19 protein-coding genes are annotated in these 16358 nt (G+C 57.7%); 8 read left to right on the forward strand and 11 right to left on the reverse strand.

Going from position 1 to position 16358, the window contains the following annotated elements:
* Window positions 1–92 precede the first annotated feature (92 nt).
* The 6 genes from I9182_RS18535 to I9182_RS18560 all read right to left on the reverse strand — a co-directional run bounded on the left by I9182_RS18535 (window position 93) and on the right by I9182_RS18560 (window position 6313).
* Window positions 93–560 (reverse strand): Hsp20 family protein, encoded by a 468-nt coding sequence (locus I9182_RS18535; RefSeq protein WP_209599221.1) that lies wholly within the window; start codon window positions 558–560, stop codon window positions 93–95.
* 122 nt (window positions 561–682) lie between these two features.
* Window positions 683–1498, reverse strand: coding sequence for a trypsin-like serine protease (locus I9182_RS18540; RefSeq protein ID WP_209507230.1), 816 nt, complete (start codon window positions 1496–1498; stop codon window positions 683–685).
* Window positions 1495–2286: a trypsin-like peptidase domain-containing protein gene (locus I9182_RS18545; RefSeq protein ID WP_348540348.1), complete on the reverse strand. Its 792-nt coding sequence runs from the start codon at window positions 2284–2286 to the stop codon at window positions 1495–1497. Before I9182_RS18545 ends, I9182_RS18540 begins: the two co-directional genes overlap by 4 nt.
* A 120-nt stretch (window positions 2287–2406) precedes the next feature.
* Window positions 2407–3720, reverse strand: coding sequence for a glycolate oxidase subunit GlcF (glcF, locus tag I9182_RS18550; RefSeq protein ID WP_209507231.1), 1314 nt, complete (start codon window positions 3718–3720; stop codon window positions 2407–2409).
* A gap of 4 nt (window positions 3721–3724) precedes the next feature.
* On the reverse strand, window positions 3725–4825 hold the full coding sequence (locus I9182_RS18555; protein ID WP_209599222.1) for an FAD-binding protein: 1101 nt from the start codon (window positions 4823–4825) through the stop codon (window positions 3725–3727).
* Between the two features lie 48 nt (window positions 4826–4873).
* On the reverse strand, window positions 4874–6313 hold the full coding sequence (locus I9182_RS18560) for an FAD-linked oxidase C-terminal domain-containing protein (protein ID WP_209599223.1): 1440 nt from the start codon (window positions 6311–6313) through the stop codon (window positions 4874–4876).
* 80 nt (window positions 6314–6393) lie between these two features.
* Between I9182_RS18560 and I9182_RS18565 the strand changes: the two genes are divergently transcribed.
* Both I9182_RS18565 and I9182_RS18570 read left to right on the forward strand, forming a co-directional pair.
* Window positions 6394–7104, forward strand: coding sequence for a DUF599 domain-containing protein (locus I9182_RS18565; protein ID WP_209507276.1), 711 nt, complete (start codon window positions 6394–6396; stop codon window positions 7102–7104).
* A 35-nt stretch (window positions 7105–7139) separates the two neighbouring features.
* Complete coding sequence (locus tag I9182_RS18570) at window positions 7140–7487, forward strand: hypothetical protein (protein ID WP_209507234.1); 348 nt, start codon at window positions 7140–7142, stop codon at window positions 7485–7487.
* Window positions 7488–7490: 3 nt separating this feature from the next.
* On the opposite strand, the gene I9182_RS18575 is transcribed toward I9182_RS18570, so the two are convergent.
* The 4 genes from I9182_RS18575 to I9182_RS18590 form a co-directional block, all read right to left on the reverse strand.
* Window positions 7491–7976, reverse strand: coding sequence for an NAD(P)H-dependent oxidoreductase (locus tag I9182_RS18575; RefSeq protein ID WP_209507235.1), 486 nt, complete (start codon window positions 7974–7976; stop codon window positions 7491–7493).
* Window position 7977: 1 nt separating this feature from the next.
* Window positions 7978–8448, reverse strand: coding sequence for a 23S rRNA (pseudouridine(1915)-N(3))-methyltransferase RlmH (rlmH, locus tag I9182_RS18580; RefSeq protein ID WP_209599224.1), 471 nt, complete (start codon window positions 8446–8448; stop codon window positions 7978–7980).
* A 44-nt stretch (window positions 8449–8492) separates the two neighbouring features.
* Window positions 8493–8852, reverse strand: a complete 360-nt coding sequence (gene rsfS, locus I9182_RS18585) for a ribosome silencing factor (protein ID WP_209599225.1) — start codon at window positions 8850–8852, stop codon at window positions 8493–8495.
* A 164-nt stretch (window positions 8853–9016) separates the two neighbouring features.
* Window positions 9017–10321, reverse strand: a complete 1305-nt coding sequence (locus tag I9182_RS18590; protein ID WP_245222728.1) for a mechanosensitive ion channel domain-containing protein — start codon at window positions 10319–10321, stop codon at window positions 9017–9019.
* Between the two features lie 163 nt (window positions 10322–10484).
* Here I9182_RS18590 and I9182_RS18595 point away from each other — a divergent pair, with 163 nt between their 5' ends.
* From I9182_RS18595 to I9182_RS18620, 6 genes are all read left to right on the forward strand, one after another.
* Window positions 10485–10580, forward strand: a complete 96-nt coding sequence (locus I9182_RS18595; RefSeq protein ID WP_245220657.1) for an isopropylmalate isomerase — start codon at window positions 10485–10487, stop codon at window positions 10578–10580.
* A gap of 43 nt (window positions 10581–10623) precedes the next feature.
* Window positions 10624–12027, forward strand: coding sequence for a 3-isopropylmalate dehydratase large subunit (gene leuC / locus I9182_RS18600; RefSeq protein ID WP_209599227.1), 1404 nt, complete (start codon window positions 10624–10626; stop codon window positions 12025–12027).
* 37 nt (window positions 12028–12064) lie between these two features.
* Window positions 12065–12607, forward strand: coding sequence for a DUF308 domain-containing protein (locus I9182_RS18605; protein WP_209507240.1), 543 nt, complete (start codon window positions 12065–12067; stop codon window positions 12605–12607).
* A 41-nt stretch (window positions 12608–12648) separates the two neighbouring features.
* The gene (leuD, locus tag I9182_RS18610; protein ID WP_209507241.1) at window positions 12649–13254 is read left to right on the forward strand and encodes a 3-isopropylmalate dehydratase small subunit; all 606 of its coding nucleotides are present in this window, start codon (window positions 12649–12651) and stop codon (window positions 13252–13254) included.
* 333 nt (window positions 13255–13587) lie between these two features.
* Entirely contained in the window at window positions 13588–14418 is an 831-nt protein-coding gene (locus I9182_RS18615) for a hypothetical protein (RefSeq protein WP_209599228.1), read from the forward strand.
* Window positions 14415–15443, forward strand: coding sequence for an endonuclease/exonuclease/phosphatase family protein (locus I9182_RS18620; RefSeq protein WP_209599229.1), 1029 nt, complete (start codon window positions 14415–14417; stop codon window positions 15441–15443). The genes I9182_RS18615 and I9182_RS18620 overlap by 4 nt, the downstream gene beginning before the upstream one ends.
* On the opposite strand, the gene I9182_RS18625 is transcribed toward I9182_RS18620, so the two are convergent.
* On the reverse strand, window positions 15440–16342 hold the full coding sequence (locus tag I9182_RS18625; protein WP_209599230.1) for an epimerase: 903 nt from the start codon (window positions 16340–16342) through the stop codon (window positions 15440–15442). The genes I9182_RS18620 and I9182_RS18625 overlap by 4 nt on opposite strands.
* Window positions 16343–16358 lie beyond the last annotated feature (16 nt).

The following is a 16358-nucleotide window of genomic DNA, read 5'->3' on the forward strand; positions in this document are numbered from 1 at the left end:
ATCAAAATACAACGCCCCGCGTCTGGAGGAACGCGGGGCGCGGGTGTTGCGGCAGTCCGGGAGGAGGAGACTGCCGCCAGGCTTTCAAAGCCTCAGTTCACGGCCTTGGCGTCAACCACATCTTTTTCGATGGCTTTAGCCGAGGTAATTTCGATCCGGCGCGGTTTCAGGGCTTCGGGCACTTCTCGCTTCAAGTCGATGTTCAGCATTCCGTTTTCATGGCTTGCGCCGGTGACACGGACATGATCGGCCAGCGCAAAGCGACGCTCGAACGCGCGGGTTGCGATGCCGCGATGCAAATAGCTGCGGCTCTTGTCCTCGGATGCCTTCTTACCGGCAACAACCAGCGAGTTTTCTTTCACTTCAACGGACAGGTCGCTTTCCGAAAAACCGGCAACGGCCACCGAGATACGGTACGTGTCGACATCGGTTTTTTCGATGTTGTAAGGCGGATAGCTTGGCTGTGCCACATCATTGGTCAGAACGCGATCCATCATGTCGGCGATCTGGTCAAAGCCAATGGTGGCGCGGTGCAGCGGTGCAAAATCAAATGTACGCATGTGTCATATCCTCAGTCTTGAGCGATTCACGATCTGGCCCTCCGGCTGGACGGACCAATGTTAATGACGGACCCCGTTGTGGCGATCCGATATCAGTGACATGGGAAGCGATTTGACCGAGTTCAACCCCCGCCGGAGCTGATGAATTTCGCGCCAGACCCGGACGCACCGGACCCAGCCTGTAACCGGCGGATCGTAGCCGTTGGTTTTGGCGCATCGCGCCGCATGATGGACTTGAGCTCGGCCACGACCTCGTCAAGCTCCATGCCGAAACCCACCTTTCTGCGACCGTTCGTGCCTACCGCTGAAACCACGGACAAAACCTGCCAGCGCGAACCGTTTTTTGCCAGAATGGCGGATCCGGAAGACCCGAAGGTGACATCGCAATCAAAAGTGATCAGGCCTTGCCTGCGATCCAAAACGCGGCACGACCTTTCCCGCGTGATCGCCTCGGATCGTCCGCGCCCATATGAGGCTATGCTGATCTCGTTTCCTGAAACTCGCCCGCTGTGCAACACGAAAGGATCGGCAATCGAATACGGGATGGGCTCATTCAACCGCATCAGGGCGACATCCATCCGAACGCCTTCGTGCGAAAGCGGGTTATTTGAAGCGTAGCCGGGCAAAACCGCAATCTGCGTGACCTGACGCTCGGCCAACGCGCTGCCGTTGCTCAGACCCGCACGAAACGTGATGTCTTCGGGCGCGTATGTTTCCCCGGTACGACGGTCCACAGCACAATGGGCAGCGGTCAGCACCATGTCCTGCGCGATCAGCGTACCTGTGCAATAGGACGCTTCGCGCACATCCAGCCGCCCGATTGCTTCCCAACCGTAAAGGTCGTCCCGGTCTGTCAGCTTGCGTTTGTTGGCTTGCGCATGGGATGCGGTCGCCAGAACACTCAGGCCCAAAAGCAGGCTTATGAAGACCTTGGTCATGGTCGGACAAACCTTGCACCGACGTTCTTGCCCGTCCCCGAACCGGAGGTCGACAATCCAAATCCGTGCCCGGCAGACAGCTCGTCGCGCAGCAATTGCAGCGAATGTTCAACCGCAGTCCCGATCGCAACGCTCTGGCCATCCATGCTGGCCTTTGCCGCCACAACCGACACGATCTGAGGGCGCGTGCCTGTAAAAGAAAAAACCGGTGCTCCTGAAGACCCGAAGTCGACGTCGCAAGACATGATCATAACGCCTGCCTGCCGGTTCATGACCGAACAAACCTGTTGCAACGAAGGCGCTTCTGACCGGTCATGTGCATATGACACCACGCCCACTTCCGCGCCCCGGCGCGGCTGATCTCCTGATTCAAACGGAATGACCGATGTGTTGCGGATCGGCTGCCAAAGCTCGATCAGGGCGACATCCGCGCCGACACGGTCCGTCGACGACTCAGCACTGAATTGATAATCCGGGTGAATTACAGCCTGCCTTGCCGTTCTATAAGCCAAAGCGCGGCCCAGCCGCCACCCGGCCAGAAATTCGATATCGGACGGGTTCACCCGCTGCCCGGACACCTTGTCGAACAGGCAGTGCGCCGCTGTCAGCACAAGGGTCGGCGATACAAGCGTTCCGGTGCAGAACCCTTTTCCGGCAATATCCAGACGCCCGACAGCCATCCATTCGCGCCCGGAATCCGAGGTCTCCAAGCTTTCCAGCCTGGTGTCCTGTGCTGTAGCCGCCATCGGCAAAGCACAAAGCACAATCGCCTTAATCCAGTTGCGCACTCGGGTCTCCGGAGACTCACTCTGAAGCTTTTGTCCTACGTGCCCCGTTGGGCGAAAATAGGGCGATCGGTGTACAGGGGTATTTCCTCAGGAAATGATGCGGGTCGGCATCAGGGCGGCTCATCGCAATATGGGAACAGCGCCCTCTGCCCGTTGCAAGGCGGGTGGCTTTGGCCCCCCTGTCGCCCAATCCAGCAGCTCGACCGTATGAACGACTGGCACTTGGGTCCCAGACCCGATCTGCATCATGCAACCGATATTGCCTGCGGCGATGATATCGGGCTTCTTCGCCTCAAGTGTTTTGATTTTGCGCTGCTTCAACTGACCCGAGATTTCCGGCTGCATCAGGTTGTAAGTCCCCGCGCTGCCGCAACACAAATGGCTGTCGGCGGGCTCGACCACTTGAAACCCGGCCCGTTTCAGCAGGTCTTTGGGATAGGTCTTGATCTTCTGCCCATGTTGCAGCGAACACGCCGCGTGATACGCAACTGTAAGGTCCTGATCACGCCCTTCGGGCAAATTCAGTTGCATAACCAGCTCACTGATATCCATCGCGATACCCGAGACCCGTGCGGCATCATCCGAGAGCGTGTCGTTCCGGAACATATGCCCGTAATCCTTGACCGTCGTCCCACAGCCCGAGGTGTTGATCACGATGGCGTCCAATCCGTCGCCGTCCATCTCGCGAACCCAGGCTCTGATATTAGCGATTGCGGCTGCATGGCTGTCTTTCACCTTTCCCATGTGATGGGTCAGTGCTCCACAACATCCAGCACCCTCAGCCACCACAACCTCACATCCCAGCCGGGTCAGCAGACGGATCGTGGCGTCATTAATGTCGGTATTCAGCGCTTTCTGCGCGCATCCCGTCATCAGGGTCACCCGCTTTTTCCGCTCGCCTTCGGGCGCAAAGCTTTGTGGATCATCATTACGGCTGACCGGTGGAATGTTCTTGGGCGCCATGTCCAGCATGGCACGCAACCGGGCATCTGGCATCAGAAACCGGAACGGGCGACCCAGTTTAGCCCCGATCAGGGCCCAGCGAAAGCGCATCGGATAGGGCAGGATCTGCGCAAGAACCCAACGCAAAATGCGATCCGTCAAAGGGCGCTTGTAATTCGCCTCGATATATTCACGCGCATGATCGACCAGATGCATGTAGTGCACACCTGATGGGCAAGTGGTCATGCAAGCTAGGCAGGACAGGCACCGGTCGATATGTTTGACCGTCTTTTCGTCGGGCTGCCGCTCGTTTTCGAGCATATCCTTGATCAGATAGATGCGCCCGCGCGGACTGTCCAACTCGTCGCCAAGAACCTGATAAGTCGGGCAAGTCGCCGTGCAGAATCCGCAATGGACGCAATTTCGCAGAATTTCGTTTGCGCGCTTGGTTGCCGGGTCTTGCAGCTGCCGTTCAGTGAATGATGTCTGCATAAACCTATCCCATCAGCCCTGGATTGAACAAACCACGTGGGTCAAACTTCGCGCGCAATCCATTTGTCAGGGTCGAGACGGCCGCGGTCTCCGGTTGAAAGCGCCCCAGTCGCGCGACTGTTTCTGCATCCGCTCGTACAACTGTCGCGTGGCCAGAAAACACACCTAGACGCGCGCGCAGATCCGTGCCCTTCGGGACGCGCAGCCAGACAAGTCCACCGCCCCAGTCAAACAGCAACTGATCCGCTTCAGCACGCGCAGAAACTTCGGCCGCATCTCCGGGTTTTACGGAAAGCCGCCAGACATCCCCGTCCTGCCCATGAAACGGATGAGCATCGCGGATAACAGCCCAAAGCGTGTCTGCACCTGCTTCCTCTGTAATCTCACCAAACCTAGACAGTTCAGCCGTCAATCTGCCTGTGCGATATGCGACCGAGCCCGCGAAACCTTCGACCCTAAGCAGGGCTTTTCCAGCGTCTGGATCATACGCAGCCCCCGTTACCTCGAACGGAGATCTCAGTGCGGTGGACAGAACCCGAACCGCAGTGCCAGCATCCCGAACCCTAACAGATAATGTTGCCACCCGTTCTGGTTTTGGAAGCACCTTCAGCGAAACTTCGGTCAAAACTCCTAAAGTACCCCAGGACCCGCCCATCAATTTGACCAGATCGTACCCGGTGACGTTCTTCATCACGCGGCCACCGTTCTTGATCACCTGCCCGCGCCCATCGACATAGCGTACCCCCAGCAGAAAATCCCGGCAGGCCCCGGCTTGTATCCGTCGCGGGCCCGAAATATTGGCCGCGACGACGCCGCCAATGGTCGGTTCACCCTGAGTCCCCAGCAATCCGCGATGATCCATCGGCTCAAACGCGAGGTGCTGACCCTCTGCTTCCAGCACTGCCGTGATCTCGGCCAAGGGCGTCCCTGCCCGTGCAACAAGGGTCAGCGCCCCGGGTTCATAAAGCGTGATACCGCGCAAAGCTCCGGTTTCGATTTCCGCATACGGGCCGGCAATTCCACGCGTCCCGCCTCCGACAATGCGTACAGGGTTTTCCAACCCGGCCACCAGCTTTGCCAGATCGGCCTCAGTCTCAGGTCTCATTGGCTTCATCTTTTCCAAAGCACTCCGGGGGCAAGGGGCAGCGCCCCCTTATTCTGCTGCCATTCGCCGCGGCTCTGACACGTCGAGCGGAAACACTTTGGCCGCGTTCAGCAGCCATTTGGGATCGAAAACGTCCTTAACCGCCATCTGCGCATCAAGGTCGGCAGGTGAGTATTGATGCGCCATCAGATCCCGTTTTTCGATCCCCACACCATGTTCCCCGGTCAGACAGCCGCCCTCGTCAACACACAGCTTCAGGATCTCCGCCCCGAAAGCTTCGCACTTTTCCAGATCGCCGGGTTTGTTGGCGTCGAACAGGATCAGCGGATGCATGTTTCCGTCGCCTGCGTGGAACACATTTCCAACCGGCAGCCCGAACTCCTCACTCAGTTCTCCGATACGACGCAGAACGGTTGGTAAGGCTGACACCGGGATCGTGCCATCCAGACACATGTAATCGTTCAATTGTCCCATGGCGCCAAATGCAGATTTCCGACCCAACCAGATCTTGGCGCTTTCCTCGGCCGACTGGCTTTCGCGCAATTCAACCGGGTCATGGCGTTTGGCTATCTCGATGATTTTCGAAAGCTGATAATCGATTTCAGCGTCAGACCCCTCAACTTCGACGATCAGCAGCGCATGGCAGTCGGGATACCCGGCATGGGCAAAGTTCTCGCAGGCCCTGATGCACAATGTATCCATGAACTCGATCGCAACCGGCAATATGCCCGATTTGATGATGTCCGAGACACACTGCCCTGCAACCTCATTGTCATTGAAACCCATCAGGACCGGTCGCGCGCCCTCGGGCTTGCGAAGAATACGCAACGTGGCCTCGGTCACCACACCCAGCTGGCCTTCAGACCCACAGATGACACCCAACAGGTCCAGACCTGGTGCATCCAGATGCGCACCACCAATTTCGACAACGCTGCCATCCATCATGACCATGGTCACGCCCAACAGGTTGTTTGTGGTCACCCCATATTTAAGGCAATGCGCACCGCCCGAATTCATCGCGATATTGCCCGCGATGGCACAAGCCAGCTGCGAAGACGGATCGGGGGCGTAGAAGAAATCCTCTTCTTCGACCGCGCCGGTAACGCTTAGATTGGTGCGACCCGTCTGTACTCTGATGAAGCGGTTGTCATAGTCGATTTCCAGCACCTCATTCATCCGTGCGACGCCCAGAATGACGCAATCCGCAGTCGGCAAGGCTCCACCGGCCAGCGAAGTACCCGCCCCGCGCGGCACCACAGGCACGTTTTCGTCATGACAAATGCGCAGAACATCCGAAACCTGCTGTGTGCTTGACGGCAGCACGGCCAGCATTGGCGGGCATCTATAAGCCGTCAAGGCGTCACACTCGTAAGCGCGGGTTTCGGCGGGGTCGTGGATGATCGCCTCTTCGGGCAGAACCCGCGACAGCCGCGCAACAAGCGCAGATTTCCGGCTCAGAACATCCGGACTTGGCTTTGGCATCTCCATGGCGCTCCTCCTTTTGGTAAAATAATATTACCAGTCTATCGCGCTGGCAAGTTCCCATGCCCGGCCTTACTGTCGCGGTCATGACCTGGATCGAACGTGCCGCTCTTTTTGCCCCTCTGGACTATGCATCGCTGCTTCTGCTGCTGGTTGCTTGGCTGTGGATCGGGAGGAAAATTGAACATCCGTCACCGCAGAGGCAATCCGTAGCCCTTATGATGGACGATTATCGGCGCGACTGGATGCGCGAGATGGTGACCCGCCAACCGCGCATGTTTGACGCACAGGTCGTGGCGGCCATGCGGCAGGGCAGTACATTTTTTGCGTCGACCACGATGATTGCCATCGGGGGTGGGCTGGCCCTGCTGGGCAACACCGAAAGACTGGCAGGCGTCGCAATCGACCTCGCCATCGGCAGTGCTCCGGCAATGGTCTGGGAGATCAAAATCCTTTTCGTCGTATTGCTGCTGGCTAACGCATTTCTGAAATATGTCTGGGCGCACCGCCTTTTCGGATATTGCGCCGTGTTGATGGCTGCAGTTCCCAATGACCCCGAAGACCCGCAAACCTATCCTCGCGCCGGTCAGGCGGCCGAGATCTGCGTTACCGCCGCGCGCAGCTTCAACCGCGGTCTGCGCGCCACCTATTTTGCACTGGCGTCGTTGGCGTGGTTTCTTGGACCTGTCGCGCTATTTTTGGGTACAGCGGTCACGTTTGGCGTCTTGTATCGGCGCGAGTTCACCTCACACTCGCGGGAAATACTGATGGCCCGAGCGGCCAGCACGGATACGTGATACCGACACACCGCCACACTGGTTACACTGGTGCGATGCGATACTTGATTCTCTGCGCCATGTTGGCGAGCCCCGCCCTTGCCGACCCACCAACAATCGAACAGGTCCGCACCAGTACGAACGGCGAAACATGGCGGTTCGATGTGACGATCCGGCATCCCGACACGGGTTGGGACCATTACGCCGACGGCTGGCGTGTTCTGGATATGGATGGAAACGAGTTGGGAATGCGCGTCCTGCTCCATCCACACGAAACCGAGCAACCCTTTACCCGCTCTCTGGGCGGGGTGGTCATTCCCGAAGGCATGACTCAGGTGCAAGTTCAGGCACGGTGCATCGTCGACGGATGGAATGAAGGCACCACAGTGGTCAAACTGGATTGACCCTCAGAAAATACCCATGGCCAGACCCGCACCCAAAGCGGCTCCTGTCTCGCGGCATTGATCCAGCTGGTCTTGCGGGATTGTCTTTTCGGCCAAAATGGCCTCGGGCGTTTGCGCATGGGTGCAGATGATCAGCGGAGACTGAACAGCTTTCAATCGCCAACCGGTGGCAATCCGTGCGATCTGACGGGCGGCATTTTCGCCATCTGATCCTGCACAAATCATCTGCGCATAGGGTCGGCCTTCTAGTTTTCCCAGCACCGGGTAGTAGCAACGGTCGAAGAATTCCTTCATCTGACCCGAAATTGCCGCCAGATTTTCTGGCGCGCAAAAGATGTAGCCATCGGCAGCCAATAGATCTTCCGGCCCGGCTTGATCGGCAGGCATAAGCTTTGTGTCAGCCTCACCTCGCGCAGCTTCGGCCGCGGCTTCGGCCATCTGCCGGGCACCGCCTGTGCGGGAGTGATAAACGATCAGAAGCTGCGCCATGTCAGACCCGGTGGTAGGGGCCACCTGACAGAATGGTCGCGGCCCGGTAAAGTTGCTCGGCCAGCATCACACGGACCAGCATATGGGGCCAGACCATCGACCCGAATGAAATGGAAAAATCCGCCTCGGTCCGCAGAACTGGGTCAATTCCGTCCGCACCACCGATCACAAACGCCAGGTCCTGCCGACCGGCATCGCGCCAATCACCCAGCTTCTTCGCGAAATCGGGCGAGGACATGACCCGCCCCCGTTCATCCAGCGTGCACAACACTGCCCCTTTGGGCAGGGCCTTGCGCAGCACCGTGGCCTCAGCTGCCATGCCTGCGTTTTTCTTGTCTTCAACCTCAATCACCTGCGCAGGCCCAAGGCCCAGCGTGCGGCCGGCCCGGTCAAATCGGGTCAGGTAATCGTCAAGCAGTGTCTTCTCGGGTCCGGCGCGCAATCGCCCGACCGCAACTATGCTGATACGCATATCTCTCTCGCCTCCGGCCTGTTAATGCAGGCCGGGATGGCCCCTCAGTTCGCTGAGGCGCTGCCGCCCTGAGGCAGCCACATCTTTTCCAGCTGATAGAATTCACGCACTTCGGGGCGGAAGATATGGACGATCACGTCGCCCGTATCGATCAGCACCCAGTCGCCGGTGTCCTTGCCTTCGACCTTCGAGGTGAAACCGAATTCCTGCTTGATGCGATCCGTCAGCTTTTCCGCCATGGCGGAAACCTGACGGGTCGACCGACCCGAGGCAATCACCATGTGATCCGCAACCGATGATTTGCCCTGCAGGTTGATCTGCACAACGTCTTCGGCCTTGTCATCGGAAAGTGAGGAAAGGATTCGTTCAAGCAGCTTGTCGCTGATTGACTGAGAGTGGGCCATTATGTTGACCCCATCATCGGCGGGCAAACCCGCCTGTGTATGTAGAGACAGGACATAGTCCTCCTTTGCTGCGCGCCGCGAAACCCCGGCGCCGGGGTACTAATAAGGTAGCAAGGGGAATGCAACATTTCAATGAATGCACGCTGCAGGGCGTCCACAGACGCTTACTCTGTGAATATCTGTTGCGCAGTTGCGCCGTCCGGTAACAGTCGGATTTCGCGCTGTGGGAAGGGGATCGAGATGCCTTCTTCCTTGAATGCGTCCCAGAGCGCCAGGTAGACATTGCCCCGGATATTGGTCAGCCCCTTTGTCGGGTCGCTGATCCAGAACCTCAGCACATAATCCACGCTGCTGTCACCAAAACCGGTGATGTGGCAAACCGGTTCATGTTTGCCGCCGCTCAGGACCCGGGCAACCGCCTTTACCGCCCTGATTGCGGTTGCGCGCACTTTATGCGGATCGTCGTCATAGCTGGTACCAAAATCCAGATCCAATCTCACGAACCGGTCGGAATGAGACCAGTTCACCACCTGGTTGGTAATCAGATCTTCGTTTGGGATCAGGTACTCGCGCCCGTCCCGTGTTACGACCGACACATATCGCGCGCCAAGCGAGTTGATCCAACCGAACGTATCCCCCAACGAGATCACGTCGCCCGGCTTGATCGAGCGGTCCATCAGGATGATGATCCCCGATATCAGGTTCGACACCACTTTTTGCAAACCGAACCCGATACCCACGCCGATGGCGCCGGACAAAAGCGCGATGCCGGTCAGATCGAACCCCAACGTGCGGATCGCAGCCATAAAGACTGCCCCGTAAAGCAAAACCTGTATGCCTTTCGACAGTAGCACCTGCATGGAAGGTGTTATGTCGTCATTGCTTTGCAATGCGCGTTCGGCTGCGCGCGTACCGATACGGGCCAGTGTCAGCAGGATGCCAATCAGCAATGTGGCCTTGAGAATCCCAAGGGCCGAAATATGCAGATCCCCGATGGAAATCGCGACTCCATCAAGAAAACCCGCGACATCATCCGTCAGATTCAGCGCGACAAGCGTTGCGTAAATCCACATTGCCCATTTGAAAATCCGGCGAAGCGTGCGGTTTTGGACCAGTCTCGCGACCAGTGCTATCGCCAGCCATGCCGCCGCCAACGTAGCTATCACCCCTATGATATAGCTGCGCGATGGCCAGGTGAGTTGCTGCATGATCAGATAAATTGCCCAGGAAAGCAGGATGAAGTAGAGCAGCGCCAACCGCCGCATCAACTGCACCAGAATTCGCAGCCGCCATTTCGGCCATCCTGTACGTGAACGGGCCCAACTATCCCATTTGGACTGAGTCAGAAACTTCAGCAGCAAAGCCAGCGCCCACAGTAACAGGATGATGAGCAGTTGATATTGTCGCCAGCCTGGCGTGACGATCAGATCAAGCAGCTTCTCGAACTGCGCGGAAAAAGCCGCAACCATGTTGTTGTAGAGGTCCGTCAGCGTACTGGGGATCAGGTCTTGGTTCATACACGTCTCCTGCGGGTCAGCTTGGACAGCAATGCGGGGCGATGCAAGCCTGACACTGGTTTTGAACCTTGATTGCCGGATGGGCGCGGTATATCTGAACCGCATGAGACTCAATGTGGCCCAACTTCAGAATCTGGAAGATCGCGCGCGCTTGCGTGAACGGTTCTTTGGCGCTGCCCGCACGGTTCTGGCGCGCCTATCCGTCGCCTGAGCCAACTCGCCAGCTATTTCTCATTACATACGGGAGAGGACCGATGTCCCCCAAGACACTCTATGACAAGATTTGGGACGCCCATGTCGCGCACGAAGCCGATGATGGAACCTGCCTGCTTTATATCGACCGCCATCTGGTGCACGAAGTTACCAGCCCGCAGGCTTTTGAAGGGCTGCGCATGGCAGGCCGTAAAGTGCGCGCGCCGGAAAAGACCATCGCTGTACCGGACCACAACGTGCCGACCACACCGGACCGCGTGAACGGGATCGAAAACCCGGAATCACGCATTCAGGTCGAGGCGCTGGACAAGAACGCCAAGGATTTCGGCATTCACTACTACCCGGTGAATGACGTGCGCCAGGGCATTGTCCACATCGTTGGCCCGGAACAGGGTTGGACCCTGCCGGGTATGACCGTTGTCTGCGGCGACAGCCACACAGCGACTCACGGTGCATTCGGCGCGCTGGCTCACGGCATCGGCACGTCTGAGGTTGAGCATGTTTTGGCCACGCAAACACTAATCCAGAAGAAGTCCAAGAACATGAAGGTGGAAATCACCGGCAAGTTGCAACCGGGCGTGACCGCCAAGGACATTACTCTGGCTGTGATCGGTGAGACCGGCACTGCTGGCGGTACCGGCTATGTCATCGAGTATTGCGGCGAAGCAATCCGTGATCTGTCAATGGAAGGTCGCATGACCGTCTGCAACATGGCGATTGAAGGCGGGGCTCGTGCCGGTCTGATCGCGCCGGATGAAACAACGTTCGAATATGTCAAAGGCCGCCCGCACGCGCCGAAAGGCGCGCAGTGGGAAGCGGCTCTGACATGGTGGAAAACGCTCTTTACTGATGAAGGCGCGCATTTCGACAAGGTCATCACCCTGCGCGGCGAAGATATCGCGCCGGTCGTGACCTGGGGCACCAGCCCCGAGGACGTTCTGCCGATCACCGCAACCGTCCCGAACCCCGAAGATTTCGAAGGTGGCAAAGTCGACGCGGCCCGCCGCTCCATCGAATACATGGGGCTGAAAGCCGGCCAGAAGCTGAGCGAAGTTGAGATCGACACCGTCTTTATCGGTTCTTGCACCAACGGCCGGATCGAAGACCTGCGGGCCGCCGCCGAGATTCTGAAAGGCAAAAAGATCAAGGATGGCATACGCGCCATGGTCGTTCCGGGCTCGGGTCTGGTCCGCGCACAGGCCGAAGAAGAAGGTCTGGCGGATATCTTCAAAGAAGCTGGTTTCGAATGGCGTCTGGCAGGATGTTCGATGTGTCTGGCGATGAATCCCGACCAGTTGCAACCGGGTGAACGCTGCGCCGCGACTTCGAACCGCAACTTCGAAGGCCGTCAGGGCCGGGGTGGGCGCACCCACCTGCTAAGCCCGGCAATGGCCGCCGCAGCAGCAATCACAGGACGGCTGACAGACGTTCGTGAAATGATGTAAGCTACCCTCATAACTGGATATTTGAGGGATTGAAGACATGAGTGACTGGACAAAATGGCTATTGCTTGGACTTCTGTCCATCGTGTTCGGCATCTTTGTGCTGGGCGCACCGGTCGTGGCATCAATTACCGTGACGGTGGTCACAGGTGTATTGCTGCTGATTTCGGGCGCATTGCAGGTTGTCGGCGGCTTCACCGTCGAGGGGACCGGCAACAAGATACTGTCACTTATCATGGGTGTCGTGATGCTGTTTCTGGGCTGGTCCTTTCTGGATCACCCACTGCAGGGAACGCTGACACTGGCGACCGTCTGCCTGATCCTGTTTATGGCTGGCGGCATTGCCCGCGTGATCCTATCGTTCCAGATGCGCGGAACACAGTATTTCTGGGCGACGCTGGTCTCGGGCATCATGTCGATTGTTCTGGCGATCCTGATCTGGCGCTTTGCCGCGATGGATCCTTCGGTGCTGCTGCAATTGCTGGGCATCCTGCTGGGGATCGAGATGATCTTTAACGGGCTCGGCCTTGTCTTCATGGCGTTCTTCGTCAAGGACGCACCAAAAGAAACGAAACAAGCTTAACGCGGGGTCTGGGCGCGGCCCTCTCCCGCAGGAGTGTGAACATGGATAAGTTTGAAAAAGTCCACGGGGTGGCCGCCCCAATGCCGCTGATCAATATCGACACCGATATGATCATCCCGAAAGTGCACCTGAAAACAATCAAACGGTCCGGCCTGGGCGTCGTTCTGTTCGACGAGATGCGCTATCACGATGACGGTCAGGAGAATGAAGAATTCATCCTGAACAAGCCTGCCTATCGCGAGGCCGAGATTCTGGTTGCAGGCGACAACTTCGGCTGTGGGTCCTCACGCGAACACGCGCCCTGGGCGATCAAGGATTTCGGCATCAAGGTCGTGATCTCGACCAGTTTTGCCGACATCTTCTTCAACAACTGTTTCAAGAACGGCATTCTGCCGATTGTTGTCGGGGCAGAACACCACGCAATCCTGATGGATGATGCGCATAAAGGCGAAAACGCCCGCATGACCGTACATCTGGAAGACCAGCAGATCACCACATCGGACGGTGTCGTGATCGATTTCGAAATCGATCCTCACCGCAAGCACTGCCTGCTGAATGGTCTGGATGATATCGGGCTGACGATGGAAAAAGATCATCACATCGACAAGTTCGAGGATCACGCCAGTCAGGCCCGTCCCTGGGTGTGATTCTGGGGACGAATCTGTGGATACTCAACCTGACGGGGTCGCCAAGGCGGCCCCGCTCGCATTCTTGGGGTTGATTTTTCGCAAACCACAACATGTGGGTATCAATTTGAGATACACGTCGGATTTGCGTCGAAAATGATGCAATACCGCACCAGTTGCGCCATCTTTTTGCCCGAAATCCCGTGTTTTCTGCACCTCGGCTTGAGCAAAATGCCGCTTATCGTTCATGTTGACGCTAAAGAGGCATCCGTCAACGTCAGACGAAGCGACGGGCACAAGTTGGAAACAAGTCGACAAAGATCGGCTGATCCGGTTTGAAAAAGGGTTCGGATAGTGATTGCGCGCACAACAGGGGCGGCGATACGCGGTATACTTGTTGCACTTTTGGTGCTGACACCTGCGTTGTACCTGCCTGTCTCATCTACGAACGGGACCGAGATACTGGTCTTTCTCGCGATCCTCGCGTTTATATTGACCTTTGCCGAATACAATTCCGCCTTTCCCAGCTTTATCGAATTCCGCGACGCGCCCCCGGTCAATCGCCTTCGGTTTGTCGGCCTGATGTCGATGGTCACCTTTCTGACGCTGATCTGCAAAAACGCTTTTGAACCATCGCAGTTGACCACGCTCTCTTATTCGGTTGGTTTGGCTGTCGCAAATGTGGTGGACTTCCCCTATTCTCCGGTGCGCCTCATCGTGTTGATGTTGCCCCCGGATGCTGGCCACGCCCTGATCGAACTGGTCCGCATCACAGCCAGCGTGGCTTATGTCGCGGCTTTGGTCACGATTGTCAGCTTTGCCTATGCGGTCAGGGTTCGGGGATGGCCAACCGGAAATGGCGCCTTCAATGTGTGGACAAACCTGCCGCTGTTTGACCCGACCAAAGGGGGCGATGTCGTTACGCGCCTTCAAAGGGATGGCCGACTTAACATCTGTATCGGCATTCTGCTGCCATTCCTCATTCCGGCGATCATCAAGTTGATGAGCAGTGTGATCGCCCCGATCTCTCTCGGGAACCCACAGACCTTGATCTGGACCATGAGCGCATGGGCTTTCCTGCCCGCCAGCATGATCATGCGCGGCATGGCGACCCTCAGGATCGCGGGCTTGATCATGGAAAAACGCCGCGCCTATTCGACCAGCGAGTCAACGCAGGCCGCATGATCCGCATCCTGTGTCTGCTATGGCTGCCCTTTGCAGCACAGGCAGAAGTCGTGCGTATCGCCACCTATAACACCGAGCTCAGCAGAAAAGGTCCCGGCCTACTGCTTCGCGACATTCAACGCGATGACGCGCAAGTTCTGGCCGTTGTCGATGTTATTGCATCGGCGCGCCCTGACATCATCGCCCTTCAGGGTATCGACTGGGACCTGAACAATACCGCTGTAACAGCCCTGACCGGGAAACTGCGCAACGCGGGGCTTGATTACGGATATTACCTTGCCACACAACCCAATGCCGGGCTGGAAACCTCGCTTGATCTGGACGGTGATGGCAAGACCCAAGGCCCCGGCGACGCCCAAAGCTGGGGGCAATTCACAGGTCAAGGTGGGCTGGCGGTGTTGTCGCGATATGAAATCATCACCGCTGAGGTTCAGGATTATTCCGAGCTGTTGTGGCGGAGTTTACCGGGCGCCACCCTGCCCGGCGTAAACGGGCACCCCTTCCCGTCTGACGCGGCACATCAGATACAACGCCTGTCTTCTACCGCACATTGGGTTGTACCGATCGAAACCCCTTATGGGCGGCTCAATCTCATGACCTTTCATGCCGCGCCACCCGTTTTCGATGGGCCCGAGGATCGAAACGGATTGCGCAACCAGGATGAGATCCGGCTCTGGTCTGTTTTACTGAACGGTGAACTGGGGCCAGTTCCCGAAGGTCCCTTCGTAATCGCCGGCGATGCCAACCTTGACCCAACGCGTGGAGAGGGCCGTAAACAGGCCATTCAGTCCCTTCTGGCCCATCCGCGTTTGCAAGACCCGCTGCCGAAAGACCCGTCAGGTTCAACCTCAACGGTCGCGTGGAAGGCCACTGGTGAAATGCGCGTGGATTATGTGCTGCCGTCGGCCGACCTGCGCATTTCGGATGCCGGTATAACGTGGCCGGAAGAAGGCACCAAGCTGTACGAATCCGCCATGCGCGCCAGCAGGCACCGATTGGTCTGGATTGACGTCACCCTGCCCTAAGGCGTGACCGACTCTCCGTTCGCATAGGGCAAAGCCACAAGGCTGGGTGAGATCGCAGAACGCAATGCATCATCCAGATCTGTCTGATGCACGGAACCCAGCAACTCGGTCAGGTACGATCCGTCCAACTGATGTGGCACCTGCCACAGGTACCGCATTTCAATCAGGTGTGAGGACATGCGCCAGAATGGTCGCGCCAGCTGCAATGGCCACCATTGCATAGGCTTCACGGATATGTCCCGCCCGGTCACTCTCGTCAAAGACTGCGCGATCTCAGCTCCGGTCAGGGTGTAGCCAGCAAAAGGAACATCGCAGAACCGCGGCAGATCCTTTCGGATTTCACACAGCGCGACGGCAGCTTGGGCCAGATCAGGCAGATAGGCCCAGGCGTGCGGGGCCTCCGGATCTCCGGGATACACGAATTGATTGCGCGACAGATGCTTGATCATGACCTGATCGAACCAGTTTCCAGATGCCTCAGTGTCAATGAAATCGCCTGCTCGCAGAAGGATCGTTCTGACGGTTGAAGCGCGATACGCCTCCTCCATTTCAATCCGGATACGGCCAAGCGGATTGGTGGCCAAGTGCGGTGTAAGGCCGGACCATGGGCCTTGCGTGTCCGCTCCAAACACATAGACGTTGCCGGGAACCAATACGGTGGATCCGGCCTCGGACGCGGCGTCTATCACGCGTCTGGTCAGGTCGGGCATTTCACGCGACCAATCAGGATAGAGCGGGTTCCACCCATTTACGATGACATCCACCCCTTTTGCCGCCTGGGAAAGAGAACCGGACCCGCGACGGAATGTCTGCACGGTCCAACCCGCATTCCGAAACGCCTTTGCAGCATTGCGCCCAAACCGGCCCGACGCGCCGAGTATCAGAGCAGTTTGTGTCATTGATGCCTCCTGTTTC

Origin of the sequence: Ruegeria sp. HKCCSP351, assembly GCF_017872535.1 — a bacterium.
GTDB lineage: Bacteria > Pseudomonadota > Alphaproteobacteria > Rhodobacterales > Rhodobacteraceae > Ruegeria.

Bases quoted from the DNA above. Each gene is read 5' to 3' on its own strand.
- glcF (WP_209507231.1), bottom strand. From the start codon at position 3,720: ATGCAGACATCATTCACTGAACGGCAGCTGCAAGACCCGGCAACCAAG.
- I9182_RS18540 (WP_209507230.1), bottom strand. From the start codon at position 1,498: ATGACCAAGGTCTTCATAAGCCTGCTTTTGGGCCTGAGTGTTCTGGCG.
- rlmH (WP_209599224.1), bottom strand. From the start codon at position 8,448: ATGCGTATCAGCATAGTTGCGGTCGGGCGATTGCGCGCCGGACCCGAG.
- I9182_RS18535 (WP_209599221.1), bottom strand. From the start codon at position 560: ATGCGTACATTTGATTTTGCACCGCTGCACCGCGCCACCATTGGCTTT.
- I9182_RS18590 (WP_245222728.1), bottom strand. From the start codon at position 10,321: ATGGTTGCGGCTTTTTCCGCGCAGTTCGAGAAGCTGCTTGATCTGATC.
- I9182_RS18565 (WP_209507276.1), top strand. From the start codon at position 6,394: ATGACCTGGATCGAACGTGCCGCTCTTTTTGCCCCTCTGGACTATGCA.
- I9182_RS18555 (WP_209599222.1), bottom strand. From the start codon at position 4,825: ATGAGACCTGAGACTGAGGCCGATCTGGCAAAGCTGGTGGCCGGGTTG.
- leuC (WP_209599227.1), top strand. From the start codon at position 10,624: ATGTCCCCCAAGACACTCTATGACAAGATTTGGGACGCCCATGTCGCG.
- rsfS (WP_209599225.1), bottom strand. From the start codon at position 8,852: ATGGCCCACTCTCAGTCAATCAGCGACAAGCTGCTTGAACGAATCCTT.
- I9182_RS18570 (WP_209507234.1), top strand. From the start codon at position 7,140: ATGCGATACTTGATTCTCTGCGCCATGTTGGCGAGCCCCGCCCTTGCC.
- leuD (WP_209507241.1), top strand. From the start codon at position 12,649: ATGGATAAGTTTGAAAAAGTCCACGGGGTGGCCGCCCCAATGCCGCTG.
- I9182_RS18625 (WP_209599230.1), bottom strand. From the start codon at position 16,342: ATGACACAAACTGCTCTGATACTCGGCGCGTCGGGCCGGTTTGGGCGC.
- I9182_RS18560 (WP_209599223.1), bottom strand. From the start codon at position 6,313: ATGGAGATGCCAAAGCCAAGTCCGGATGTTCTGAGCCGGAAATCTGCG.
- I9182_RS18620 (WP_209599229.1), top strand. From the start codon at position 14,415: ATGATCCGCATCCTGTGTCTGCTATGGCTGCCCTTTGCAGCACAGGCA.
- I9182_RS18605 (WP_209507240.1), top strand. From the start codon at position 12,065: ATGAGTGACTGGACAAAATGGCTATTGCTTGGACTTCTGTCCATCGTG.
- I9182_RS18575 (WP_209507235.1), bottom strand. From the start codon at position 7,976: ATGGCGCAGCTTCTGATCGTTTATCACTCCCGCACAGGCGGTGCCCGG.